Below are 23858 nucleotides of genomic sequence, written 5' to 3' on the forward strand. Positions count from 1 at the left end.
CACACCATGACCGCCGATACGGATAAATCCGAGCTTACGGAAGACGAACTCAACGCGCGCCATGCGGAAAAGATGCGCAAGAAAAAGGCCGCGCGCGACAAGATCATGGCCACCAAGACCATCGAAAAGGGCCTTGTGATCGTTCACACCGGCAAGGGCAAGGGGAAGTCGACGGCCGGGTTCGGCATGGTGTTCCGCTCGCTCGGTCATGGTCACAAGGTGGGCGTTGTCCAGTTCGTGAAAGGCCGGATCGAAACAGGCGAACGCATGGCGCTGGAACGGTTCGACGATCTGGTGACCATCAAGCGGATGGGCGAGGGGTTCACTTGGGAAACCCAGGACCGCCAGCGGGACATCGACGCGGCTCAACAGGCCTGGGACGCTGCCAAGGACATGATCCGCTCCGGAGATTTCCGGCTGATCCTGTGTGATGAACTCAACATCGTGTTGCGCTACGACTATCTCGACATCAACGAGGTCGTTGACTTCCTGAAGAATGAAAAACCGGAAGACGTTCATGTGATCATCACCGGACGGAACGCCAAGGACGAGTTGCTGGATGTGGCCGACCTTGTCACGGACATGACGCAGGTCAAGCATCCGTTCCGGTCCGGCGTGAAGCCGCAAGAAGGCATTGAGTTCTAAGTCCGAACGATGCCTTACACAGTTGCACGCGCCAGCAGCGCGGATTCTCACGAGATCGCGCTGCTGCTGCGCGCGTCCATTATTGAGCTCTGCGGGCTTGACCATGGCGACAATCCTGATCGCTATAAAGCCTGGCTGAAAAACAAAACCGCGCCGAATGTAGAAAGCTGGATCGATGGTCCGGGGGCAGCGTTTGTTGTCCAGGATCAGGACAAGCGCATTCTCGGGTTCGCGATGGGAACACCCAATGGGTACATCCCCTTGATGTACGTGCTCCCGGATACCCGTTTGACCGGGGTGAGCAAGACCTTGATGCGGGCGCTTGAAGATACCTTTCGCGACCGCGGTCTGGATGAGGCTCATCTCTCCAGCACGCTCACGGCAGAGCGCTTTTATAAATCCCTTGGTTATGCTGAAACCGGAGAGACAAAAACCCAGTTGGACATGACCTTCCGGTGTTTCAAAAAGGGCCTTTGAAATGAGCAAGCTGTTTGATCATAGCCTTCGCAGCGCGTCCCCGGACCATGCGGAGATCGTCCGCAAGTACGAACTCTACCGGACGATCGTGGAATTTCTCGCAGCTCTCTTGTTCGTGATCGGCAGTATTTTCTTTTTCTACGAGAGCCTTCTTTTTGCCGGAACCTGGCTGTTCCTGATCGGCTCGATCCTTTTTGGTGTCCGGCCGACCATCCGGCTTCTTCTGGAACTCAAACTGGCCAACCTCCCGGTGCCAAAAGAATTCCGGCCATATGGCGCACCGCCGGTTGATGAGACGGTGAGCCGATGACACACAGCACCGGACGCCGCACACCGGCTCTGATGATCCAGGGAACCGGGTCCAATGTCGGCAAAAGCCTGATTGTTGCCGGGTTGTGCCGCCTCTTTGCCAATCGCGGCATGGCGGTCCGCCCGTTCAAGCCGCAAAACATGTCCAACAACGCCGCTGTCACGTCCGACGGCGGTGAGATCGGCCGGGCTCAGGCCCTGCAGGCGATGGGCTGCCGCGTGCCTTTGACCGTGCATATGAATCCGGTTCTCCTGAAGCCGGAAACGGATACCGGCGCGCAGATCATCGTTCAGGGTAAGCGCTTTGGCACGATGCGCGCCCGCGAATATGGCAAGCAGAAAGCAGAGCTTTTGCCGAAGGTTCTGGAAAGCTTCTCAAAACTTCAATCAGACGCCGATTTGGTCATCGTGGAGGGCGCGGGCAGCCCTGCCGAAATCAACCTTCGGGCGGGCGACATTGCCAATATGGGGTTTGCGGAGGCAGCAGACCTGCCTGTCGTTCTTTGTGCTGACATTGACCGGGGCGGTGTGATTGCTTCGGTGGTCGGGACCCATGCCGTGCTGGAGCCGTCCGAGCAGGATCGCATCAAGGCGTTTTTTATCAACCGGTTTCGCGGAGACCCGAGCCTCTTTGATGACGGCATGCGCGAGATTGCCCAACGCACCGGCTGGCAAGGCCTTGGCGTGGTGCCGTGGTTTGCAGACGCCAACAAACTGCCGGCAGAAGACGCGCTCGATCTTACAAGCGGCGCGGGCAGGGGCGGGATCAAGATCGTCGTTCCGGTGATTTCCCGGATTGCGAATTTCGATGATCTCGACCCGCTGCGGATGGAGCCGGATGTTTCGCTTGAGCTTATCCAGCCCGGAACGCCCTTGCCGGGAGATGCGGATCTGGTCCTTCTGCCCGGAACCAAATCAACCATTGGCGATTTGGCGTTCTTCCGTAAACAAGGTTGGGACATTGATCTGGCGGCTCACGTGCGCCGGGGCGGCCATGTTCTCGGGATTTGCGGCGGTTATCAGATGCTCGGCAAAATCATCTCCGACCCCGATGGCATCGAGGGAACGGCCGGAACTGTCGAAGGACTTGGGCTTCTTGATGTCGAAACGGTGCTGACGCGGGATAAATCGCTTGTCGAGGCTGACGGCAAGCATCTGGCATCAGGTGCCAGTGTCAAAGGATACGAGATCCATATCGGCCGCACATCCGGGCCTGATTGCGCCCGGCCATACCTCCACATCCGTGATGTGGGCGGATCGCCGAAACTGGACGGGGCGCAGTCATCAGATGGCCGTATTGCCGGGACCTATTTGCATGGGCTTTTCACCGATGATGATTTTCGGAAAGCTTATCTGAAAGGCTTCGGGGCCGTGTCGGACTTTGCCTACGAGCACCAGATTGATGCCGTGCTTGATGATCTGGCGAAGCATTTGGAGGGTGTACTGGACACCGAAGCGATTTTGGCAATTGCAAATAACCGATAGGCCCAGCGATCGTTTTTTTAGGGAGTTCTTATGGAATACATTGGGGCCGTTCTAGTCCGGCTGTTCGCCATTTTTCTTCTGGTTAGCAATTTGAGCACTTTGTTGAGTTTTGCTTACTTCGCCGCAAATTCCGATCCAGCCCTTAAAATTGTGTCCTTTGGCGCTGTCGGCGGTGGTCTGCTCATAGCTGGTCTGCTGTTCTTCTTTCCGCAACTTGTTCTACGCGGTTTGAAAACACCTGATCCGCAGGCAGAACAGGATCGCATCCCATCTGAAAATATGCTGCAGATCGGGATGGTTGTTATTGGTCTCTACTTCACAGTTCGCGGTCTGCAATCCTTGTTCAACGCCGTCTTGTTCAAGTCTTTTACGGCCTCTCAACCGGCTTCGGCTGTTCTGGCTATCCCGGAAATTGGCAACGGATTGTTCACGTTGGGAATTGGTGTGTTCCTGATCGTTGGCGCACGCCAAATGTCTAACTTCATCCTGAGATTAAGGCGGTTTTGAGTGACCGCGCTGCTTTCCGAACGATATGAAGCGCTGCGAGCAAATCGGGCAGTCGGGTACTAGATATCGTCCTCAGCCCCGTTCCCAGAGCACCATCTGATTGTTCGCCGGCATGGCATGATCAGCGGTGAATTTCAGACCTGCTTTTTGCGCAAGTGCGTCGAGCGCTTCGAAATCGCGGATACCGCTCACCGGGTTCCAACTTTTCAGCTGGACATCAAAGGCGGCATTGCTTTCGGTTGTGAATTCGCCGCCGTACTTGAGCGGTCCATAGACGCAAAGAGCGCCGTTCTTTGTGCTCAGCACTTCCCCGGCGCGGGCGAAAAACTGCTCCACATGTTCAAATGACATGATGTGCAGTGTGTTGGCGGTGAAGATTGCGTCAAAGGCCTCCGGTCCGCCGGGGGCTGGCAAGCGCCATGGCGGCGTAGCGACGTCGAGGGCGATTGGGGCCGGTGTCCGGTCATTGCCGTCCTGATTCAGCCGTTCCGTGATGCCCGGAACGTTGTCCGGCAAATCACTGCATTGCCAGGTGATGTGCGGTATGGCGTTCGTCACGTGAACTGCGTGTTGGCCGTTGCCGCTGCCGATCTCCAGAACCCTTGTCCGGTTCGCCAGTATTGGCCGCAAAGTCTCCAGAATGACGTCCTTGTTGCGTTCAGCGGCAGCAGAAAAAGGGAGCATGGGTTTGTCTCTCAATTCAGGAAAAGGACAGCCAGAAACAGAACAAGCGCGGCTTCGATACCATACGCGCCGACAAGAACCTTGAGGCCGCGTGAGATGTCATCAGCCGTTGCGTCGCGGCGCCCGTCTGCGTTCATATAAGGATCATCGACCGTGTATCCAGGATAGGTCCTTGGGCCGGCCAACGCCAAACCAAGCGCCCCGGCCATCGCAGCTTCCGGCCAGCCAGCATTGGGGGAGCGGTGCTGTTTCGCATCCTGAACCATGATCGAAATACTCTTTCGGACGGATCCGCCGGCAACTGGCGCGGCAAGCGCCAGGAACACACCCGACAAACGGGAGGCAGGAAGATTGATCAAGTCATCGAACCGTGCCGATGCCCAGCCGAAATCAGAATAGGTCTCGTTCTTGTGGCCGATCATGCTGTCTGCGGTGTTCACCGCTTTGTAGGCGATCAGGCCTGGCAACCCCAGAACGGCAAACCAGAAAACCGGCGCGACAATACCGTCGGAGAAATTCTCGGCGCAGGATTCGATCGCAGCGCGGGAGACGCCCGCCTCATCCAAGGTGTTCGGGTCCCGGCCGACAATCATGGCGACGGCCTGCCGGCCACCGGCAGGACCGTTGTTTTGCAAGCCGTCTCTGACCGCAGCAACGTGCTCATAAAGGCTTTTTTGAGCGATCAAAACCGCCGCGATAACAACGATCAGGAGTTCACCGAAAGGGAGCTTCGCTGCGAATTCCTGAATGATGAAGCCCAACGCCAGACTGCTGGCCAATAAGATCAGCAAGGTCACGATCCCGGTGAACCGGCGGGTCTGAGCGCGCCAGTCTTTGCGGTTCAGCGTTTTATCAAGCGCTGAAATAACCTTGCCAATCCAGACTACAGGATGGGGTAGACGGCGCCAGAGCCAGTCCGGATCGCCTATTATCCCGTCGAGAATCAGAGCGGCGAGAAGCAGCCAAAGCGCGTTTTCATAAAGCAGCATGAGTGCTGGTTAGAGATCTTTTTGAGCCGCTGCAAGCGCGTCGGTCAGGCGGGCCAGGTTTTCAGCGCCACCCGGCAGGCCAAAGCGGATCCAGGTTGGTGCATAGTCGAAGATCCGGGTCCAGATCCGCTGTTTGGCGAGCGCGTCATGCAGCTTGGCGGCAGATCTCGTCCCGGCGAGCGCATAAAGCGGGGTGCCGCCAAAGACGCTGAGCATGTTCTGTTGCAGCGCCAGTGTGAGATCGGCCATTTCGTCGGCCAGTTGGCGGCTCATCGATTTCTGCCAGGCTTGGTCTTTCAGCGCAGTGGCGCCGAGCTCGAGCGCCGGGCCGCTGAGGCACCAGCTTTCTAGAAGGGCGGAGACCTTTGCGATCATCGGCTTCGGCCCCGCCAAGAAACCGAGGCGCAGCCCGGCCAGACCAAAGAACTTGCCGAAGGAACGCAGGATCAAGATGTTTTCATCAGTAATGTGCGGCAGAAGGCTGGAACCGGGCATGACATCGGCAAAAGCTTCATCCACCACGAGGTACCCGCCGCGCTCCGTCAACGTCCGGGCGATCTCCAGAAGGCTTTTGACATCAACAAGCTGGCCGTCGGGATTGTTCGGATTGACGAGCAGAACGATTTTCGCATCGGCCGGTAGGGCGTAAATGCTGGACAGCTCGACCGGTTTGCGGCCGTCCCGTGTCCAGACGTCTGCATGGCTGGTGTAAGTCGGGGCTGCGAGCGCAACAGGGCCCTGGGGTAGGAGCTGCGGCAACACTGACAAGAGCAGCTGGGTGCCGGGTCCGGCGGCAAGTCCAAGATGATCCGGCACTGTATAGGCCTGGCGTGCGGCGCCGATAAGCTGATCCTGGGCTGATTGTGCGGGCAGGGACGCCCAGGCCTTCTCTGAAAATCGGTCCGGGACTGGATAGGCATGCGGATTGATGCCGGTCGACAAATCGAGCCACTGGTCAGGTGTCCCGCCAAAGCGCTCGATTGCTTCGCTCAAATCTCCGCCGTGCTTCATGACCCGGTCAGTCCTGTTTAGTGCGCAAGCCGCATGGTTGTCCAAGGCTGCTATCTAGCGGATATCAATGATAAAAGTACAGGCGGATCGCGACCTAGGTTGCGGTAGAAACGGCACATGAGACAAAGCAGGGGTCTTATGCGTGGGAAAAAGACATTGTCGATTTGGCCAAGTCGCCAAGGCCTGCAGATCAAGTTACCAATTCTCGTGTGTTTTTTGCCCGTTGGGTTCCAGTAAAGGGAGACGCAATGTTCGGATCACGTGCTGTGCTGGTCTTGGTCTTGATGATCTGGATAACTGCAAGTGCGGGTGTTCAGGCACAGCAGATCGTGCGGCTTGGGATCGAACATTATGATGATGGCGAAGACCGGTATGAAGTCTCCTTGCTAAAACTGGCCTTGGAGCATTCTGGAGAGGATGCCGTCCTTGAGGTGGTTTCGCTCGGCGACACGACGCAGGAACGCGTCTTGATCGAGTTCGAGCAGGGCCGCTCCAACTTCGATGTATTTTACAGCGGCGGCTCGCCGGAACGCGAACAGCGTTTTGAGCAGATCGACATCCCCTTGAGCCGTGGCTTGCTCGGGCACCGCATATTTGTGACCCGCAAAGATCAGCTTTATCGCTTGGCGCAGATTAAGACCCTCGACGAATTTCGCGACTATGCCGTAGTTGGCTCAGGCTTCGGCTGGCCGGACACGGATATTTTCAGGGCAGCCGGGTTTAAGGTTCTGCCGGCAGAGTGGAAAAACATCTGGCGGATGCTGTCTGTTGGCCGCACGAACGTCTTTAATCTCGGTGTCCATGAAGCTCATGCGGAACGAGCGAATTTCGATGCGATCTATCCAAACCTCACTGTCGATAACAATCTATTGGTCAAATACCGCTTCGGGTTTTTCTTCTACGTACAAAAAGACAACCGCGCTCTGGCAGAACTGATCGAACGCGGACTGGAGCGGGCTTATGAGACCGGTGCGTTCATGCAGCTTTTCGAGCGTCATCCACGCATACAGCGGGCCTTGGACCATATCCGGCAAAACGATTTGACCGTTCTGGAGATCCCCAATCCTTATTTGTCTGACCGGCACAGAGCGATCCCGGATCGGTATTGGCATGACGTAAAATAGCTCCGCTTCATGTTGACACGCCGCGCCGCTTGACTGAAAATAGAACAAAATAAGAACATTTGACTGTGCGCAGGATAGAATTGACCATGTCTCACCCAAGACGAACCCGGTCTCCATTGGATTTTGACCGGGATAAGTTACTGCAATCACTGGGAAGTGCCCGTTCGGCGCTGATTGAGGCGCATCGAAGCATGAAACCGAAGTCAGGACTTGCGCGCTCCGCGGATGCGGTCGTGTCTGAAATCGATGAATTTGCCCTGGTTCTGACCGGATCGCGTGACTTTTTTCATCTGAAAGCGCACGGAACACCGCCATCCAAGGACGACCCAAGCTAAGGCTTCTGGTCCCGGAAGATCAGATCAGCGTCATATGGCTTTGGCTGACACAGGTATTTCGGCAAGGCCATGCTGCGTTTCATGAACCAGCTGATCCACAACAGCCTCCAGTTTCGATCGGTCGATCAGGCTGTCTTCCGACATGTCTCCTGCAAGTGCCAGCTGTCGATCCGCTGATGTACCGCGCTCTGCTATCGTTCGGATGTGGGCGATCTCCGCTTCACAGCCAAAAAACGCAGCATCTGGGGCCACCAGCTCGCTGATTTCGTCGACCAGATCTTTGAATGCGATGGATTTCTTCTGGCCGAAGTCAATCAAATTGGCAGCCGAGCCATGCCGCTGAGCCTGCCAGCGATTTTCCGCGAGCAGGAACCTTGAGTAATGCCGCCATCCCTGATTGGCGCGCCGCAAGCGGTAGAGCATCCGGCACAGGCACCGGAAGAGTGCTGCAATGGCAACGGCATCCTCAACGCACGGGCAGACATCCGTCACCCGCATTTCAAGGGTTGGAAATCGGTCGGAGGGCCGAAGGTCCCACCAGATCTTGGTCGCATCCTCGATGACGCCAGCTTGAACCAGCATGTCGATGGTGTGGCGGTAGTCTTCGTGGCTCTCAAATCGCGGCGGCAATCCGGTGCGGGGCAGCTCGTTGAACACCGAAAGCCGGTAGGATTTCAGTCCCGTGTTTCGGCCCCGCCAGAAAGGCGAAGATGTGCTGAGCGCCAGAAGATGGGGCAGGAAGTAGGTCAGTTGATTGAAAAGATCGACGCGCAGCTCTGCATCTTCAATGCCTATGTGAACATGCATGCCGCAGATCAGGAGGCGCTTGGCGACAACCTGCATGACCCTGGCCAGGTCGTTGTAGCGTTCCTTGTCGGTGTGCGGCTGCTCGGTCCATTCCGCAAAGGGGTGGGTTGAGGCGGCAATGGGCGCCAAGCCATGCCGGGCGGCCTCATCGGCTATGGTTTTGCGGAAATAAGCCAGTTCTGCCTTCACTTCGCCAAGCGTCATGCAAACGGGAGTGCCAACTTCGATCTGGCATTGAAGAAATTCGGGACTGACCCGTCCTTCCAGTGCGGTTTCGCAGGCAGAAAACAATTCGGATGGCGGGGAGCTCGCGATTTTGCGGCTCGCGAGGTCGACCAGAAGATATTCTTCCTCAACCCCGATGCTGAAGCTGGGTTCTTTCATTTAAACAGCTTGCGGGAGCATGCTTTGTAGGGTCAAGCACGAATTATTGCGTAGAGCACCATTGATATCTGCGGTGGGAGCCCTCGTGTGGCTCCAGCGCACTCAGGTTGACCGGATGGCGAACACTCAAAACACCAGGACAGATGCCACGCGGATCTGGCGCTCGGTGACTGAGGCCGGCTTGAGAATTTGAAATTTTCGAAGAAAAGTGGAGGCCCCGACCGGAATCGAACCGGTGTACACGGATTTGCAATCCGCTGCGTCACCACTCCGCCACAGGGCCCCTCGGTGGTGTGCCGCGCCTTATCAAACACTTGGCGCGGCAGGTCAAGTCCTGATTGATTGGCTGATGACATTTCCACTGTGACACCCGTGGAAAGGTCTGTATGACTGATTGTCAGCGGTAAAAATTCTCCCGGAATTCAAAGGGTTTGGTGATAGAGCCGCATCTGGTGCTTGTCAGGGCGGGTTTGCCTCGGTATGGAACCAGCCGAAGAGGTGCCGGGACGCCGGCAATTCAAGCGAGGGCCGATATGACGGACTTTAACCAGTCCCGCCGCAAGATGGTGGACAACCAGTTGCGTACCAACGATGTGACGGATCACCAGATCCTGGATGCAATGGAGGTGGTTCCGCGCGAACGGTTCGTACCTGCATCCAAGCGAGCAGTGGCCTACATCGATGAAGATCTGCCCATCGGTGCCTCCGGGTCCGGCCGGTACTTGATGAAGCCGCATATCTTCGGAAAGCTGATCCAGCTGGCGCAAATCAGTGCGGACGACATTGTGCTCGTGATTGGAGCCGGCAGCGGCTACAGCACGGCGGTCGCGGCAAAACTGGCGGCATCTGTCGTTGCTCTGGAAGAAAACGCGGAACTGGCCCGCGATGCTGGCGATCTCCTCGTGGATCTCGGAACTGAAAACGCAGTCGTTGTGGAAGGTCCGCTGGTCGATGGCTACGCTGCGGAAGGCCCATACGACGTTATCCTGATTGATGGTGCGGTTGAGGTCCTGCCCGAGGCTTTGCTGAAACAGTTGAAGTCCGATGGTCGCCTTGTTGTCATCGAAGGCCAGGGCGGAGCAGGGGTTGCCAAGCTTTATCAGAAATCGGGCGAAGCGGTGAGCGGAAGATTTGCGTTTAATGCATCGGCAGCCTTGCTTCCCGGTTTTGCTCAAGCCGCAGAATTCACCTTTTAAAGGCCTGTTATAAGAGTTATTTCCGGTCTGATCTGAAGACCGGGGCTGATCGGCCAGTGTCACGTGTTGTGTTACGCAGCGGGCTCCATTGGAGCCTGTTGCCCATAAGCCGCACTGGAAGATTTTCATTAAATCTGAGCTCGTGCCGGTTGAAGATGGACACCGGTGAGTTTACTCAGGTTTTGAGTGTACGTGGGTGAGCCGGAAGGAGTGTGGAGTGTCTGGTCGTTCAAGGGTGAAAGCAATGACACTATCGAAAGGACTGATGAGCGGGGTTGCCGCTGTCGTCTTGTCCGGCTTCATTGCGTCCTCGGCCAGTGCCGACACGATCCGTGATGCGCTGTCTCTCGCCTATGCGAACAACCCGACCTTGAACGCGGCCCGGGCCCAGTTGCGCGGTGTCAACGAAAACGTGCCGCAAGCTCTGGCCGGTTGGCGGCCAACGGCTTCTGCGGCGCTGGCGGCGGGCGGTGTTCGCTCCTCAGTGAACGGGCGGCAGGCCTACCGTAACAACGCAGCGATCTCGTTGACCCTCAGCCAAGCGGTCTTCCGCGGTTTCCGAACAGTCAACTCCACGCGCCAGGCTGAGGCTGTTGTCCGTGCCCAGCGCGAAAGCCTGATGTCGAGCGAGCAGGATACGCTCCTCAGCGCTGCGACCGCCTATGTTGATGTGATTCGCGACACTGCGCTTGTTTCCCTTCAGCGCAGCGACCTAGCGTTCCTCCAAGAGCAGGTGCGTGCAGCGCGCGATCGGTTTGATGTGGGTGAGGGAACCCGGACCGACGTCTCCCAGGCAGAAGCCCGTGCTGCGGAAGCACAGGCATCGCTGAACACGGCGCTTGCCAATTTGAACACAAGCCGGGCGATTTACCGACAGGTGATCGGTGTTGACCCGAAGAGCCTTTCGGCAGACACATCCATTACCCGTCAGGTTCCCAAGTCCCTGGATGTTGCCCTTCAGATCAGTGAAGAGAAGCAACCGTTGATCCAGCAAGCGTTGCACCTTGTTGATGCTGCGATCTTCAATGTGAAGGCCATTGAGGGTGAGCTGCTTCCGACTGTCACCGTCGATGCGAGCGTTGGTCGAAGCTGGAATCCATCGAACACGGTTGATCTCAACAACAATGCGCAGATCTTCGGTAACGTCAGCATTCCGATCTACCAGGGGGGCGGCGTTTATTCGCGTGTGCGTCAAGCCAAGGAAGAGCTGGGTCAAACCCGTCTTCAGCTGGACGTAGCCCGCGATCAGGTCCGCGCAAACGTGATCACCGCTTGGGGGATCTTCCAGGCGGCCGAAGCGTCAATCGTAGCGGCGCGTGCGGCGGTCGAAGCGCAGCAGCTGGCTCTTGAAGGGGTGATCGAAGAGCAGCGGGTTGGTCAGCGGACAACCCTGGACGTCTTGGATGCCCAGCGCGAACTGGTCATTCAACAGTCCAATCTGGTGACTGCACAGCGGAACCGGATCGTTGGTGGTTATCAGCTTGTCGCTGCCGTGGGTCATCTGGATGCTGAAACACTCGGGCTGAATGTCTCCATCTACAATCCAGAACAGCATTACAAGTCTGTTCGCGGCAAGTGGATCGGCCTGCGGACACCGGATGGCCGCTGAGACCGGCCATTAAGTCTATCGCAAATGCACATGCATCTCTGAAACCGGCCCTGGCCGGTTTCTTCGTTTTTGGCGTTTGCACGGAGCGATTCGGTTTGCATTTACCCAAAAGTTTACAAAAAGTGGACTTAAAAGGGGAAAAGCCTATCTCAGGCCGTGCGGTTGCTTTGCGCGTTTCCAGTTGATCCGCATAATTTCCTTAACGAATCATCCGGGGACTTCTGGTTGGAGCGTAGAGTAGCCAACAAGTACGGGGGACGTCATGGCACAGGCGAGCAAGGCTGAAGAGCCGTCGATGGAGGAGATCCTCGCATCGATACGCCGGATCATATCTGATGAAGACTCCCAGAGTGCGGACTCCGGCAATGAACAAGCAGATGAAACCCCAGTAGAAGCAAAGGCGGAGGATGATATGGGTGATGCCTCCGAGATGTCACAAGACGACCTCGACAAGCTGTTCGATATGGACGGCGATGACGATGTCGCTGAAGACGAAGGCGCGGATGACATGGCTGCGGCCATGATGGCCGACGCTGAGGAAGATGAAAGCGACGCGGGCGACGACGACGTCCTCGAACTGACGGAAGAACTTGCAGTCGAATCTACCGACGATCTGGATATGGTCGACGGGCTCGCAGAAGATCTCGATAACCTCGACGGTGACGTTTCCTTCGCACCGGATCCAGAGCCAGAGTCTGCGGAAGACCTCATGACGCCGCCGGAGCCGACGGCCGAGCCCGAAGCCTTGTTCGAGCCGGAAGAACCGGTGATCAAGTCAAAGCCTATTCCGGATGACCTACCGGATGTGGCTCCTGAAGACTATCTAACATCCGCTGCGACAGGGCAGGCGGTTCATGCGGCGCTTGACAATTTTTCTGACATGTTGATCAGCACGAAAGCGCAGACCATCGAAGAGATGGTTCGGGACATGCTGCGTCCGATGATAAAGGCTTGGTTGGATCAGAACCTGCCGCCCATGGTCGAGCAGATGGTCAAGAAGGAAGTTCAGCGGGTGATCCGCCGGCGGGACTGATCCACGTCAGTCGGATTGCGAGCAGATTTTACAGGGGCGGCCGGAGACGGCAGCCCCTGAAGTCCGTTTGGGCAATGCCTGTACAAAGCTCATACCACTCGCACCCGGCACATGCCTGCCGAATGCTTCCGTCCTGAAAAGCCGACCGCAGTTTGGCGATGTCTTTGCCGCTGAGACGGAGAGTACCAACCGATAGCGGCTTGCCAAGGAGCAGTAGCCCGATGTCGCGTGCGGCCAATCGGTCCCGCTCGCGCACGCTTTCATTGTGACAGTGGCAGGTTGGGTCATTGAGCATCGGCACGCAAATGTCGTCCGGACCCTCGATCAGTTTGATGGTCTCACCGTCGTTGAGGCGATTGACGATAGCTTTGTAAGCTTCCACGAAAGCAGGGGTATAGCCCTTTCCGGCGAAGGTCAGCATACACAGAAGATGGTGTGCGCGAAGGCGGATGGTCATAAGAACAGGCGTTTCACCGGCTTGTTGTGTGGTTTTGCCGAGGATGGCGGGTTACTCGGGTTCGCCAGAGAACTTATGCCAGTAATAATCGGGAAGTGCAGCCGTTTCTGGGGTCAGGTTGGGGTTATCGAAGCGGATTGGCCGACGACTGTCGAGATGGAGTTCCGCGAAAATCTCCCGGATCATCGGGTGCGTCCGGAAGTATTGAATGAAACTGCCGTCCTCATATGCGGTCACCAGGCCCGTTTCGATTATCTCCGCAAGATCTGCGTTGTGCTTGCCGGTGAAAAAATAGAACGGAAACCGGTCGTAGATCAGGACGACTTCCTGCTCGATGTCATAGTCTAGCTGGCTGTATTCCGCCCGCTCGCTCAGGATTTCGACTGAAGCTCGCGGAAATGCGTCGGCGTCCGCCGAAGCGATCATCGGATAAAGATGGCTTTTCCGAGCAGTCTTTACCGTCAACCCGGCGCCTTCAAGGATCGCAATGTCTCCCCAGTCGATGCCTTGAAGGAACGTCATGTCCTGGAGGTCGCCCACCGTGTTGACCGATAAAAACCTGTCCTGGCTGCCTTTTGGAATCGCGTTGATCCGGGCACCAATCAGACCGCGCACCAGTGGGACGCGGATCGGCAGGGCAATCTTTTCGTAGTGTTTTGAAGTGCCCGCCGCATAGAGATTGAACTCCGAACTCGCCGGATCAGTGAGTTTTTCCATCACTTCTACAGCGGTGAGGTCTTTGGAATTTTCAGGCAATACGATCTTGAACGGGCGGTCCTGTTTGGAGAGTGCAAGCTCCAGAAGCGGGACCGTGTATTCCGGGATAGAGGCAAGCTGCGGCAGGCGTATTTCAATCGTCTGGTCGGCTGCTGCCGGCCCTGCGAAAAACAGTGTGGCCATCAAACCGATGATACCGCATCTGGGTATCGTCATTCGAAGTTCCTTCCCAGTGCGCAGCTGGCGCAGGTGTCGTACACCTGATTAGACGACGAAATTTCTACTCAAAACCTAATTCCAGCTGCAAAACCGAACAAGCAACTTTGGGTAAAGGGCTATTAGATCCTTGCACTGAGCGTCGATTGGTTCGAACGACACAATCGATTATGGCCTTGGACGGGATAGAAGCGCCGGACCATACCTCTTAGGCGGTTGACTTGCGAGGCGGCTTCCGATTTACACGGGAACTCACAATTTCTGGACAACTTCCCCATTGAGTGACCCTGATGCTGGATAAGACCTACGATGCGGCCAGCGTTGAGCCGCGGATTTACGAAACCTGGGAAAAGGCGGAGGCCTTCAAGGCCGGAGCCGGTGCCAAGGACGGCGCCGATGCCTTTACCATCGTAATTCCGCCGCCGAATGTGACAGGCTCTCTGCACATGGGCCACGCGCTGAACAACACGCTGCAGGATATTCTTGTCCGCTGGAAACGCATGCAGGGCTATGACGTTTTGTGGCAGCCGGGCACAGACCACGCGGGCATTGCAACGCAAATGGTCGTTGAACGGGAGCTTGCTGCTGACAACAAGCCAAGCCGCCGGGACATGGGCCGGGAAGCCTTCATCGAGCGCGTCTGGGAGCAAAAACGCAAGTCCGAAGGCACCATCCTGGGCCAGTTGAAGCGCCTCGGGGCGTCGTGCGACTGGAGCCGGACCGAGTTCACCATGTCGCCGAACCTGTCGGACGCTGTCCTGAAGGTCTTTGTCGATCTCTACAAGGAGGGCTTGATCTACAAGTCCAAGCGGCTGGTCAACTGGGATCCAAAGTTCGAGACGGCGATTTCCGATCTGGAAGTCGAGAACATCGAAACCGATGGCCACATGTGGCACTTCAAGTACCCGCTGGCCGGTGGGGAATCCTATGAGTATGTCGAGAAGGATGAAGACGGCAACGTAACGCTGCGCGAGACGCGCGACTACATCTCGATCGCGACGACCCGCCCGGAAACCATGCTTGGCGACGGCGCGGTTGCCGTTCACCCGGGAGACGAGCGCTACAAGCCGATCATTGGCAAGCTCTGCGAAATTCCTGTTGGTCCAAAGGAACACCGTCGCCTGATCCCGATCATCACCGATGAATATCCGGACCCTGATTTTGGGTCAGGTGCTGTGAAGATCACCGGTGCGCACGATTTTAACGATTATCAGGTGGCCTTGCGCGGCAAGATCCCGATGTACCGGCTCATGGACACCCAAGGGGCCATGCGGGCTGATGGCGCGCCGTATTCTGAGGAAGCGAAAAAGGCGCAGGCGATCATCGACGGCGCCGAGATGACAATCAACGAGATTGACGAGATCAACATCGTTCCCGATGAGCTTCGCGGTCTTGACCGGTTTGCCGCCCGCAAGCGCGTCATTGACCAGATTACAGCGGAAGGCCTCGCTGTGATGGTCCCTAGTGACCATGCTGACGTTGCCTGGATGAAAGGCAAGGCGCCGGAGTGGGACGGCAAGGGCAAGGCCAAGGTCCAAAAACTCGTCGACGACGAGGAAGGTCCGGCAGAGCTTCCAATGGTCGAATCCAAGAAGATCATGCAGCCGTTCGGTGACCGCTCAAAGGTTGTTATCGAGCCGATGCTCACAGATCAGTGGTTCGTTGATGCCAAGACGCTGGCCGCTCCGGCATTGAAGGCAGTTCAGGACGGTGACACCAAGTTCGTTCCGGGCAACTGGGACAAGACCTACTACAACTGGCTGAACGACATTCAGCCGTGGTGTATTTCGCGCCAACTCTGGTGGGGCCACCAGATCCCGGTTTGGTACGACGAAGAGGGCAACGAATACTGCGCGATGAGCGAGGAGGAAGCCGTCGAAATGTCAGGCGGCAAGACCTTGAAGCGCGACGAAGACGTGCTCGACACGTGGTTCTCGTCCGCGTTGTGGCCGTTCTCCACGCTTGGTTGGCCGCATCAGACACCGGAACTTGAGCGCTACTACAAGACGGACGTTCTGATCACCGGCTTCGATATCATCTTCTTCTGGGTTGCCCGGATGATGATGCAGGGCATCCACTTCATGAAGGAAGTGCCGTTCCACACTGTCTACATCAACTCGATTGTGGTCGATAAGAACGGGAAGAAGATGTCCAAGTCCTTGGGCAATGTTCTCGACCCATTGGATCTCATCGCGTCTTATGGTGCGGATGCGACCCGCTATGCCTTGGCGAGCCAGGAAGTACAGGGGCGCCGGACACTGCGCATGTCTGATCAGGCAGCGGAAGGCGGTCAGCGGTTTGCGACCAAACTTTGGAACGCAGCGCGTTTTGCGGAGATGAATGGTTGTGGCCGGGTTGACGGGTTCGATCCATCGACCGCGAGCCATACGCTCAATCGCTGGATCGCTACCGAGATGGGCAAGTGCATCGCCGAAGTCACCAAGGCGCTTGAAGACTACCGCTTCAACGATGCCTCCGGAGGCATCTACCGGTTCACCTGGAACACATTCTGCGATTGGTACCTGGAGCTCGCCAAGCCGATCTTCAACGGGGATGACGAGGCAGCCAAGGCCGAAACACGCGCAACGGCTGCCTGGGCGATCGACGAGATCCTGAAAGTGTTGCATCCGTTCATGCCGTTCCTGACCGAAGAGCTTTGGGAGCGTCTGGGCGACGAGGGCCAGAAAGCGGACAAACTGTTGATGCTGAGCGCGTGGCCGAAGCCGCTGGTCAGCGATGAGACGGCTGCCGGGGAAATCAACTGGCTGGTTGATTTGATCTCTGAAATCCGCTCGGTCCGAGCAGAAATGAACATCCCGGCAGGTGCCAAGGTTCAGCTGGTTGTTGTTGGGGCCAATGACCTGACCCAGAGCCGGATCGCAACCCATGAACCTGCGATCCAGCGTCTTGCGCGTGCCGAGGACATCTCGATGGCCGATGCGGCTCCGGCTGGTGCTGCGCAGATCATCATCGGCGAAGCAACGATCTGCTTGCCGCTTGCTGGTGTGATCGATCTTGCCGCCGAAAAAACCCGTCTTTCCAAGGATGCCGGCAAACTGGAGGCTGACATCTCGAAGATCGAGAAGAAGCTTTCCAATCCGAAGTTTGTTGAGAAGGCCCCGGATGAAGTGGTTGCCGGTGAGCGGGAGAAGGTTGCTGAGTCCAAGGAAAAGCTGGACAAGATCAACGTTGCTCTGAGCCGGCTTGCCGAAATCGGCTAATAGAGGCCGTACAATCTGTTGGATAGACGGCCCGGATGCGCTTGTTGCCGCGTCCGGGCCGCATTTCAATGGTAGCGCCCGGTCCCCAGGCAGGGATAGGATTGAAATTGCGAATCTGGTCGGAGCTGATGCCCCACGTGTTTTTTGATGGTCGAACTGTTTTGAAGCCTGCCGCAATGGCATTCGGGCTCGGGTTGCTTGCGTTTCAGCCGCAGGCTGCGCTCGCGCAGGCGGAATCGGAAAAAATTGAAAACCCGGTGGCCGTCTTTTCTGGTCTCGACAAGATCACGGGCCGGATCATCAACTTCGACGTCTATATCGGCGAAACGGTTCAGTTTGGCGCCCTTCAGGTGACCCCGCGGGTCTGTCACACCCGCCCGCAAACCGAATCGCCCCTGACAACAGGCTTTGTGCAGGTCGACGAAATTACCTTGAACAATGAGGTCCGCCGGATCTTTTCGGGCTGGATGTATGCGGCAAGCCCGGGCCTTCATGCGGTTGAGCACCCGGTTTACGACATCTGGCTGACCGACTGCCGCCTGGCATCGAAAGTCCCACCGCCGGAGGATTATGACGGCCCGCCGATCAAGGGTGTTGTCGCTGAAGGGGAAGACCCGCTGGCAGGACCTGACGATGGCGTCGATACCGGACCCGGTATCCCACGCGCCAAACCTTTCCAGGGGTAAATATCGAACTTGGTTGGTATTGGACCAACAAAAAACCCGCCGGTTGGCGGGTTTTTCATTTTCTGAGTGTCTTAGCAATCAGTCGACGTCGACATAATCGGCGGGTGTCAGGCCGAGTCGGCCATCGACGTAATCGCCGCAATTGTCGATCAGCGTGTCCATGTCGTTTTCAAAGAAATGGTTCGCGCCTGGGATCGTCTGGTGATCGATGACGATGCCTTTCTGGGTCTTCAGCTTGTCGACCAGCGTTTGAACGTCCTTTTGCGGAACAACCTTGTCCTGCTCGCCGTGAATGATCAGGCCGGAGGATGGACAGGGGGCGAGGAACGAGAAGTCATGCAGGTTCGCCGGCGGGGCCACGGAAATGAAGCCTTCCACTTCCGGGCGGCGCATCAAGAGCTGCATGCCGATCCAGGCACCGAACGAGAAGCCGGCAATCCAGCAGGCGCGGGCATCTGGATGAACGGTCTGGACCCAGTCGAGCGCGGCAGCTGCATCAGACAACTCGCCTTGTCCGTGATCGAAGGTGCCTTGCGAACGGCCAACGCCGCGGAAATTGAAGCGCAGAACAGCAAAGCCGCGTCGGGCGAACATGTAGTACATCTGATAAACAATCTGATTGTTCATCGTACCGCCGAACTGGGGATGCAGGTGCAGGACCAGAGCGATGGGAGCGTTACGCTTTTTTGCGGGATGGAACCGGCCTTCCAGCCGGCCGGCGGGACCGTTGAAGATCACCTCAGGCATGAAGCGATTTATCCTTGTGTTTTGACGGCGGCCGAACGGCCGCCGGTGAATTCGGTTCTATACGTGGTTTCCCGTAAGTCTAAACTTGACTCTCAAGCTCCAAGTTTCTAGAACCTTGTTTAGAATTATTCGAAAGTTCGTGCCGCCGCTGAAATGGCAACACTCGGTTCGACCGGTTGTCGCTGTTATCGTCATCACGGCGGAAAATTTCAAGTTTTTCGAACAGATGCTTGAAAATTGTACGGATTTTGGAAGCCAAACGTATCCAGTTTCACCGAAGAGGTGTCATGTCCCGCCGCTCCGACCCGGTTTATCTCGATCACAACGCAGGTGCGCCCATGCGCCCTGACGTCCGCGATGCGATGATCACCGTGCTTCAGGACGCAGGAAATGCCTCTTCCGTTCATACCCATGGCCGGAAGGCTCGGGGCAGGATCGAGGAAGCCCGTGAAGCGGTGGCCCGCCTGTGCAGCGCCAAGACACGGGCTGTAACCTTTGTGTCTGGTGGTACGGAAGCCAACATGACGGCGCTGGCGCCTGCGTGGCAGGATCAGGGTACGCCCGTTTATCTCGACAAGTTGTTCCGCAGCGCGGTCGAACACCCGTCCGTTGTGACCGGCGGGCGGTTCCCGGTGATGGATCAGGTGGTTGTTCCAGTTGATTCGAATGGCGTTGTCGATCTTCGCGCGTTGGGAGAGCTGATCAAGGACGCTGCGCCGAGCCTGATTTCGGTCATGGCAGCAAACAATGAGACCGGGGTCATCGAGCCGCTCTCAGACATTGGCGCGCTGGCTGCGAAATACGGTCACTTTTTCCATGTCGACGCGGTTCAGGCAGCCGGCCGGATGCCGATTGACATTGAAGCCTGGGGCGCGGATGTCATCACGCTGTCCGCGCACAAATTTGGTGGCCCGCAAGGCATGGGCGCTGTCGTAGTCCGGTCCACGGCACGTGTTCCGGCGCCGCTAATGGTCGGCGGGGGCCAGGAAAACTGGCGCCGGGGCGGCACAGAAAACGTCTCCGCGATTGCCGGCTTTGGTATTGCGGCGCAGGCGGCCCTTGAGGACGCGGCCGATACATCCCATTTTGTGGCCTTGAGGGAAAAACTCGAAGACGGCTTGCGGGCAGTGTGCCCGGAGACAGTCATCTTCGGTGAGGGCACAGACCGCTTGGTCAACACTGTTTGTTTCGCCGTTCCCGGCATAGCAGCTGAAACCGCACTGATCGCTTTTGACCTGGAACGCGTATCCGTTTCATCGGGGTCTGCTTGTTCGTCCGGAAAGGTATCCGTGTCGCATGTTCTGACCGCGATGGGTGTGGATGAAGATACGGCGCGTGGCGCCCTGAGGATCAGCATGGGCTGGGACACGGGCCCACGGGAAATCGACCGGTTTTTGGAGGTTTGGCCGAAGATCGTCGACCGGCTGAACCCGGATGCACGCCACAAGGCTGCGTGAGGCACGAAATCTGGCGGGTAACCGCCATCACACCTTGGGCCGCAGTTCGCGGCACATGGACATGCAAAAGACGCGGACACGTCCGTTCGCATAATGGAGGCAAGCGATGCCAGCTGTACAGGAAACCATCGACCAGGTGAAAGCCATCGATGTTGACCAGTATAAATACGGCTTTGTAACCGATATCGAGTCGGAAAAGGGTGCCAAGGGTTTGTCCGAGGAAACCATCCGGTTCCTGTCGGCGAAAAAAGACGAACCCGAGTGGATGACCGAGTGGCGCCTTGATGCCTTGCGCCGCTTCCAGCAGATGGAAGAGCCGGATTGGGCGCGCGTCTCCTACCCGAAGATCGACTTTGACGAGCTCTACTACTGGGCAGCGCCGAAGTCCGTCGAAGGGCCGAAGAGCCTGGACGAGGTCGATCCGGAACTCCTGGAAACCTACGAAAAGCTTGGCATTCCGTTGCGCGAGCAGGAAATCCTGGCAGGGGTGGCGCCTGAAAACCGGGTCGCTGTCGATGCTGTCTTCGATTCCGTTTCCGTTGTCACGACCTTCAAAGAAGAACTGAAGAAGGCCGGTGTCATCTTCTGCTCGATTTCCGAGGCGATGCGCGAGTATCCGGACCTTGTGAAAAAGTACATCGGGTCCGTGGTTCCGGTGACCGACAACTATTATGCGACGCTGAACTCGGCCGTTTTCTCTGACGGATCCTTCGTCTACATCCCGGAGGGCGTGCGCTGCCCGATGGAGCTGTCGACCTACTTCCGCATCAACGAGCAGAACACGGGTCAGTTTGAGCGCACGCTGATCATTGCCGACAAGGGTTCCTACGTTTCCTATCTTGAAGGCTGCACGGCGCCACAGCGGGATGAAAACCAGCTGCACGCGGCGGTCGTGGAACTGGTTGCGCTGGACGACGCGGAGATCAAGTACTCCACCGTTCAGAACTGGTTCCCGGGCGACAAGGACGGCAAGGGCGGCATCTACAACTTCGTAACCAAGCGGGGCGATTGCCGCGGCAAGAACTCCAAGATCTCCTGGACCCAGGTCGAGACCGGCTCTGCAATCACCTGGAAGTACCCGTCCTGCATTCTGCGCGGCGACAACTCCCGTGGTGAGTTCTACTCCATTGCGGTGTCCAACGGTCACCAGCAGATCGACAGCGGCACCAAGATGATCCACCTCGGCAAGAACACGTCGAGCCGGGTGATTTCCAAGGGCATTTCCGCCGGCAAGTCGGAAAACACCTACCGTGGTCTGATTTCTGCCCACCGCAAGGCATCCAACGCCCGGAATTTCACCCAGTGTGACAGTCTCCTGATCGGTCAGGAGTGCGGCGCACATACGGTGCCTTACATTGAAAGCAAGAACGCAACGGCACAGTTCGAGCACGAGGCGACCACCTCGAAGATCTCGGACGACCAGATGTTCTATTGCCTGCAACGTGGGATGAACGAAGAAGAAGCGGTGGCGCTGATCGTCAACGGCTTCGTCAAGGACGTCATCCAGCAGCTGCCAATGGAATTTGCCGTTGAAGCTCAAAAGCTGATCTCGATCAGCCTTGAAGGATCTGTGGGCTAAGCCCGCCTGAAAATTTGGTTTGGGCGACGACTGCCCTTTGAATGACAAGGAACATCTCAATGCTTGAGATCAAAAACCTGCACGCTCGCATCGCGGAAGACGAAACAGAAATCCTGCGTGGCATTGACCTCACCGTCAACGCCGGCGAAGTCCACGCCATCATGGGCCCAAACGGCTCCGGCAAGTCTACGCTTTCGTACATCCTGGCCGGTAAGGACGACTATGAAGTCACCGAAGGCGAGATTCTGTTCAACGGTGAAAACATGCTCGACATGGAGCCGGACGAGCGGGCGGCAGCCGGCATGTTCCTGGCGTTTCAGTACCCGATCGAAATTCCGGGTGTTGCGACCATGGAATTCCTGAAGACAGCGATGAATGCACAGCGCAAGGCGCGCGGCGAAGACACCTTGTCCATTCCGGACTTCATGAAGCGCGTCAAGGAAGCTGCGGCTCACCTGAACGTCTCCATGGACATGCTGAAGCGGCCGCTGAACGTTGGTTTTTCCGGCGGTGAGAAGAAGCGTGCCGAAATCCTTCAGATGTCTCTTCTGGAGCCGAAGCTTTGCGTTCTGGACGAAACCGATTCCGGCCTCGATATCGACGCTCTGCGCATCGTCTCCGAGGGCGTCAACAAACTGCGAGGCCCGGACCGGGCAATGGTTGTGATCACACACTATCAGCGTCTGCTCGATCACATTGTCCCCGATGTTGTCCACGTCTTGTCCAAAGGCAAGATCGTGAAGACAGGCGACAAGGACCTGGCGCTTGAACTGGAGAAAAACGGTTACGCTGACATCATCAACGCAGCCGCTTGATAGGAGCCGCGACATGAACGCAAATGCACCCATCAGGAACACCCAGGCCGAAAGCGACCTGATCGACCGGTACGACTCGGCCAAGAGCGCACTCGCAGGCTCCGTTGCAGTCTCAGCCTTGCGCGATAGCGCGCTTGGCCAGATCAAGGACAAGGGGCTGCCGCACCGCCGCGTTGAGGAGTACAAATACTCCGATCTGCGCGCCTTTATGAAGTCTGCGGCACCGCTGGCAACCGCTGCCGACAGTTCCGCTGTCAAAGGCGTTCTGGAGGCCTCCGAGACATTTGGCGATCTGGCTCGTTTCAAGATTGTTGTCGCCAATGGCAGTTTTGTTGCAGAGCTGTCGGATGTTGACGCGCTCGCTGCAGAAGGTGTCACAGTCTCCAATCTCACGGATGCACTATCCAGTGACGAAGGCGCACAGCTTCTGAAGTCGCCCAAGACCGGACCGAATGACGGTTTGGTTGCGCTGAACACGGCTTTTGTTCAAGGCGGTGTGGTTGTCGCCGTGAAGGACGGCGCGGAAGTCTCCAAGCCGCTTGAGCTGGTTCAGCTGGCAACCGCAACCGGGGCACAGGTGGTCCGCAATAAGATCACTGTTGGCAAGGGCGCCAAGCTGCGTGTTCTGGAAAGCTTTTCAGGCGACACCGGTGCCGGTGAGATCAATACTGTGTTTGACTACGACGTTGCAGACAATGCATCCGTTGCAGCAACGCGGCTGATTGTCGGCAAGACCGATGCAGCGCGTCTTCTGACGACGATCGCAACGCTTGGAGCCGAGGCTGAATTCAAATCGCTCGGCTTCATCGCAGGGCCGCAATTCGTCCGGAACCAGCAGTTCATCAACTTCACCGGCGAAAACTCCGAGGCCAAGATCTACGGTGTTTCAATGGCCGGCGGATCTGATCTTGCCGATCAGACACTGATCGTCGATCACGCTGTACCGCATTGTAACAGCCGTGAATTCTTCAAGACCGTGCTCGATGGCGAAGCCCGGGGTGTTTATCAGGGCCGGATCAACGTTGCTCCGCATGCCCAGAAGACCGACGGCGAAATGATGACCCAGGCGCTGCTGCTCTCTGAGACAGCGGAAATGGCGAACAAGCCGGAGCTGGAAATCTTCGCGGACGACGTTCTGTGTGCCCATGGTGCGACCAGCGGTCAGATCGATGAAGATCTTCTGTTCTATCTCCGTGCCCGCGGCATCCCGGAAGACGAGGCAAAGACACTTCTCGTTCTTGCCTTCCTTTCCGAAGCCATTGAAGAGTATGGCGAAGATGACGTGACCGAAGGCCTGGAACAGCGGGTCCGCGACTGGTTGGCCGGTCACTGATGATGTGGTTGCGCGGGTTGGGCAAATCCGCGCAC

Annotated in this window: 23 protein-coding genes and 1 tRNA gene; 16 read left to right on the top strand and 8 right to left on the bottom strand. The window is 57.1% G+C overall.

The window, feature by feature from the left end:
• Positions 1-6 precede the first annotated feature (6 nt).
• From cobO to ACVDG4_RS02690, 5 genes are read left to right on the top strand one after another with little or no spacing between them, the layout of a single operon-like run.
• The gene (cobO, locus tag ACVDG4_RS02670; protein ID WP_447233929.1) at positions 7-645 is read left to right on the top strand and encodes a cob(I)yrinic acid a,c-diamide adenosyltransferase; all 639 of its coding nucleotides are present in this window, start codon (positions 7-9) and stop codon (positions 643-645) included.
• 9 nt (positions 646-654) lie between these two features.
• Positions 655-1122, top strand: a complete 468-nt coding sequence (locus tag ACVDG4_RS02675) for a GNAT family N-acetyltransferase (protein ID WP_447233930.1) — start codon at positions 655-657, stop codon at positions 1120-1122.
• Between the two features lies 1 nt (position 1123).
• Positions 1124-1432: a YrhK family protein gene (locus ACVDG4_RS02680; protein ID WP_447233931.1), complete on the top strand. Its 309-nt coding sequence runs from the start codon at positions 1124-1126 to the stop codon at positions 1430-1432.
• Positions 1429-2916, top strand: coding sequence for a cobyric acid synthase (locus ACVDG4_RS02685; RefSeq protein WP_447233932.1), 1488 nt, complete (start codon positions 1429-1431; stop codon positions 2914-2916). The genes ACVDG4_RS02680 and ACVDG4_RS02685 overlap by 4 nt, the downstream gene beginning before the upstream one ends.
• Positions 2917-2946: 30 nt before the next feature.
• Complete coding sequence (locus tag ACVDG4_RS02690; protein ID WP_447233933.1) at positions 2947-3423, top strand: hypothetical protein; 477 nt, start codon at positions 2947-2949, stop codon at positions 3421-3423.
• A gap of 72 nt (positions 3424-3495) precedes the next feature.
• On the opposite strand, the gene ACVDG4_RS02695 is transcribed toward ACVDG4_RS02690, so the two are convergent.
• The 3 genes from ACVDG4_RS02695 to cobD are packed head-to-tail and all read right to left on the bottom strand — an operon-like array spanning position 3496 to position 6107.
• Positions 3496-4107, bottom strand: coding sequence for a DUF938 domain-containing protein (locus ACVDG4_RS02695; RefSeq protein WP_447233934.1), 612 nt, complete (start codon positions 4105-4107; stop codon positions 3496-3498).
• 11 nt (positions 4108-4118) lie between these two features.
• Positions 4119-5096 carry an adenosylcobinamide-phosphate synthase CbiB gene (cbiB, locus tag ACVDG4_RS02700; protein WP_447233935.1) on the bottom strand — a complete coding sequence of 326 codons (978 nt, stop codon included), beginning with the start codon at positions 5094-5096 and terminating at the stop codon, positions 4119-4121.
• Between the two features lie 9 nt (positions 5097-5105).
• Complete coding sequence (gene cobD / locus ACVDG4_RS02705) at positions 5106-6107, bottom strand: threonine-phosphate decarboxylase CobD (protein ID WP_306148667.1); 1002 nt, start codon at positions 6105-6107, stop codon at positions 5106-5108.
• Positions 6108-6355: 248 nt separating this feature from the next.
• Here cobD and ACVDG4_RS02710 point away from each other — a divergent pair, with 248 nt between their 5' ends.
• Positions 6356-7231, top strand: a complete 876-nt coding sequence (locus ACVDG4_RS02710) for a hypothetical protein (RefSeq protein WP_447233936.1) — start codon at positions 6356-6358, stop codon at positions 7229-7231.
• A gap of 191 nt (positions 7232-7422) precedes the next feature.
• Positions 7423-7566, top strand: coding sequence for a hypothetical protein (locus tag ACVDG4_RS02715; RefSeq protein WP_209002201.1), 144 nt, complete (start codon positions 7423-7425; stop codon positions 7564-7566).
• 30 nt (positions 7567-7596) lie between these two features.
• Here the strand turns inward: ACVDG4_RS02715 and ACVDG4_RS02720 are convergent, their stop codons facing one another.
• On the bottom strand, positions 7597-8757 hold the full coding sequence (locus tag ACVDG4_RS02720; RefSeq protein ID WP_447233937.1) for a carboxylate-amine ligase: 1161 nt from the start codon (positions 8755-8757) through the stop codon (positions 7597-7599).
• Between the two features lie 209 nt (positions 8758-8966).
• Positions 8967-9040 (bottom strand) — tRNA-Cys (locus tag ACVDG4_RS02725).
• Between the two features lie 250 nt (positions 9041-9290).
• Here ACVDG4_RS02725 and ACVDG4_RS02730 point away from each other — a divergent pair.
• From ACVDG4_RS02730 to ACVDG4_RS02740, 3 genes are all read left to right on the top strand, one after another.
• On the top strand, positions 9291-9953 hold the full coding sequence (locus ACVDG4_RS02730; protein ID WP_209177930.1) for a protein-L-isoaspartate O-methyltransferase family protein: 663 nt from the start codon (positions 9291-9293) through the stop codon (positions 9951-9953).
• 244 nt (positions 9954-10197) lie between these two features.
• The gene (locus ACVDG4_RS02735; protein ID WP_306148671.1) at positions 10198-11562 is read left to right on the top strand and encodes a TolC family outer membrane protein; all 1365 of its coding nucleotides are present in this window, start codon (positions 10198-10200) and stop codon (positions 11560-11562) included.
• A 262-nt stretch (positions 11563-11824) separates the two neighbouring features.
• Positions 11825-12595, top strand: coding sequence for a PopZ family protein (locus ACVDG4_RS02740; protein ID WP_447233938.1), 771 nt, complete (start codon positions 11825-11827; stop codon positions 12593-12595).
• 28 nt (positions 12596-12623) lie between these two features.
• Here the strand turns inward: ACVDG4_RS02740 and ACVDG4_RS02745 are convergent, their stop codons facing one another.
• Together ACVDG4_RS02745 and ACVDG4_RS02750 are read right to left on the bottom strand one after the other, a co-directional pair.
• The gene (locus ACVDG4_RS02745; protein ID WP_447233939.1) at positions 12624-13052 is read right to left on the bottom strand and encodes a DUF1284 domain-containing protein; all 429 of its coding nucleotides are present in this window, start codon (positions 13050-13052) and stop codon (positions 12624-12626) included.
• Positions 13053-13103: 51 nt separating this feature from the next.
• Positions 13104-13985 (bottom strand): hypothetical protein, encoded by an 882-nt coding sequence (locus tag ACVDG4_RS02750; RefSeq protein WP_447233940.1) that lies wholly within the window; start codon positions 13983-13985, stop codon positions 13104-13106.
• Between the two features lie 290 nt (positions 13986-14275).
• On the opposite strand from ACVDG4_RS02750, the gene ACVDG4_RS02755 reads away from it, so the two are divergent.
• Positions 14276-17206, top strand: a complete 2931-nt coding sequence (locus ACVDG4_RS02755) for a valine--tRNA ligase (RefSeq protein WP_447233941.1) — start codon at positions 14276-14278, stop codon at positions 17204-17206.
• 176 nt (positions 17207-17382) lie between these two features.
• Positions 17383-17892 carry a DUF2155 domain-containing protein gene (locus ACVDG4_RS02760; protein WP_286183753.1) on the top strand — a complete coding sequence of 170 codons (510 nt, stop codon included), beginning with the start codon at positions 17383-17385 and terminating at the stop codon, positions 17890-17892.
• 78 nt (positions 17893-17970) lie between these two features.
• Here the strand turns inward: ACVDG4_RS02760 and ACVDG4_RS02765 are convergent, their stop codons facing one another.
• Positions 17971-18639, bottom strand: a complete 669-nt coding sequence (locus ACVDG4_RS02765) for an alpha/beta hydrolase (protein ID WP_133947187.1) — start codon at positions 18637-18639, stop codon at positions 17971-17973.
• A 287-nt stretch (positions 18640-18926) separates the two neighbouring features.
• On the opposite strand from ACVDG4_RS02765, the gene ACVDG4_RS02770 reads away from it, so the two are divergent.
• From ACVDG4_RS02770 to sufD, 4 genes are all read left to right on the top strand, one after another.
• On the top strand, positions 18927-20096 hold the full coding sequence (locus tag ACVDG4_RS02770; RefSeq protein WP_447233942.1) for a cysteine desulfurase family protein: 1170 nt from the start codon (positions 18927-18929) through the stop codon (positions 20094-20096).
• Positions 20097-20202: 106 nt separating this feature from the next.
• A complete protein-coding gene (sufB, locus tag ACVDG4_RS02775; RefSeq protein WP_133947191.1) occupies positions 20203-21675 on the top strand; it encodes a Fe-S cluster assembly protein SufB in 1473 nt (490 codons plus the stop codon).
• A gap of 59 nt (positions 21676-21734) precedes the next feature.
• On the top strand, positions 21735-22490 hold the full coding sequence (sufC, locus tag ACVDG4_RS02780; protein WP_133947193.1) for a Fe-S cluster assembly ATPase SufC: 756 nt from the start codon (positions 21735-21737) through the stop codon (positions 22488-22490).
• Positions 22491-22503: 13 nt separating this feature from the next.
• Positions 22504-23823 carry a Fe-S cluster assembly protein SufD gene (gene sufD, locus ACVDG4_RS02785; RefSeq protein ID WP_447233943.1) on the top strand — a complete coding sequence of 440 codons (1320 nt, stop codon included), beginning with the start codon at positions 22504-22506 and terminating at the stop codon, positions 23821-23823.
• Positions 23824-23858 lie beyond the last annotated feature (35 nt).

The sequence above is a fragment of the Roseibium sp. MB-4 genome (assembly GCF_053005265.1).

Excerpts from the sequence above, each read along its gene's own strand:
- sufC (WP_133947193.1), top strand. The coding sequence starts at position 21,735 with ATGCTTGAGATCAAAAACCTGCACGCTCGCATCGCGGAAGACGAAACA.
- ACVDG4_RS02710 (WP_447233936.1), top strand. The coding sequence starts at position 6,356 with ATGTTCGGATCACGTGCTGTGCTGGTCTTGGTCTTGATGATCTGGATA.
- ACVDG4_RS02740 (WP_447233938.1), top strand. The coding sequence starts at position 11,825 with ATGGCACAGGCGAGCAAGGCTGAAGAGCCGTCGATGGAGGAGATCCTC.
- sufB (WP_133947191.1), top strand. The coding sequence starts at position 20,203 with ATGCCAGCTGTACAGGAAACCATCGACCAGGTGAAAGCCATCGATGTT.
- ACVDG4_RS02680 (WP_447233931.1), top strand. The coding sequence starts at position 1,124 with ATGAGCAAGCTGTTTGATCATAGCCTTCGCAGCGCGTCCCCGGACCAT.
- cobD (WP_306148667.1), bottom strand. The coding sequence starts at position 6,107 with ATGAAGCACGGCGGAGATTTGAGCGAAGCAATCGAGCGCTTTGGCGGG.
- ACVDG4_RS02685 (WP_447233932.1), top strand. The coding sequence starts at position 1,429 with ATGACACACAGCACCGGACGCCGCACACCGGCTCTGATGATCCAGGGA.
- cobO (WP_447233929.1), top strand. The coding sequence starts at position 7 with ATGACCGCCGATACGGATAAATCCGAGCTTACGGAAGACGAACTCAAC.
- ACVDG4_RS02745 (WP_447233939.1), bottom strand. The coding sequence starts at position 13,052 with ATGACCATCCGCCTTCGCGCACACCATCTTCTGTGTATGCTGACCTTC.
- ACVDG4_RS02675 (WP_447233930.1), top strand. The coding sequence starts at position 655 with ATGCCTTACACAGTTGCACGCGCCAGCAGCGCGGATTCTCACGAGATC.
- ACVDG4_RS02730 (WP_209177930.1), top strand. The coding sequence starts at position 9,291 with ATGACGGACTTTAACCAGTCCCGCCGCAAGATGGTGGACAACCAGTTG.
- ACVDG4_RS02770 (WP_447233942.1), top strand. The coding sequence starts at position 18,927 with ATGTCCCGCCGCTCCGACCCGGTTTATCTCGATCACAACGCAGGTGCG.
- cbiB (WP_447233935.1), bottom strand. The coding sequence starts at position 5,096 with ATGCTGCTTTATGAAAACGCGCTTTGGCTGCTTCTCGCCGCTCTGATT.
- ACVDG4_RS02750 (WP_447233940.1), bottom strand. The coding sequence starts at position 13,985 with ATGACGATACCCAGATGCGGTATCATCGGTTTGATGGCCACACTGTTT.
- ACVDG4_RS02755 (WP_447233941.1), top strand. The coding sequence starts at position 14,276 with ATGCTGGATAAGACCTACGATGCGGCCAGCGTTGAGCCGCGGATTTAC.
- ACVDG4_RS02715 (WP_209002201.1), top strand. The coding sequence starts at position 7,423 with ATGAAACCGAAGTCAGGACTTGCGCGCTCCGCGGATGCGGTCGTGTCT.
- sufD (WP_447233943.1), top strand. The coding sequence starts at position 22,504 with ATGAACGCAAATGCACCCATCAGGAACACCCAGGCCGAAAGCGACCTG.
- ACVDG4_RS02690 (WP_447233933.1), top strand. The coding sequence starts at position 2,947 with ATGGAATACATTGGGGCCGTTCTAGTCCGGCTGTTCGCCATTTTTCTT.
- ACVDG4_RS02695 (WP_447233934.1), bottom strand. The coding sequence starts at position 4,107 with ATGCTCCCTTTTTCTGCTGCCGCTGAACGCAACAAGGACGTCATTCTG.
- ACVDG4_RS02720 (WP_447233937.1), bottom strand. The coding sequence starts at position 8,757 with ATGAAAGAACCCAGCTTCAGCATCGGGGTTGAGGAAGAATATCTTCTG.
- ACVDG4_RS02760 (WP_286183753.1), top strand. The coding sequence starts at position 17,383 with ATGGCATTCGGGCTCGGGTTGCTTGCGTTTCAGCCGCAGGCTGCGCTC.
- ACVDG4_RS02735 (WP_306148671.1), top strand. The coding sequence starts at position 10,198 with ATGACACTATCGAAAGGACTGATGAGCGGGGTTGCCGCTGTCGTCTTG.
- ACVDG4_RS02765 (WP_133947187.1), bottom strand. The coding sequence starts at position 18,639 with ATGCCTGAGGTGATCTTCAACGGTCCCGCCGGCCGGCTGGAAGGCCGG.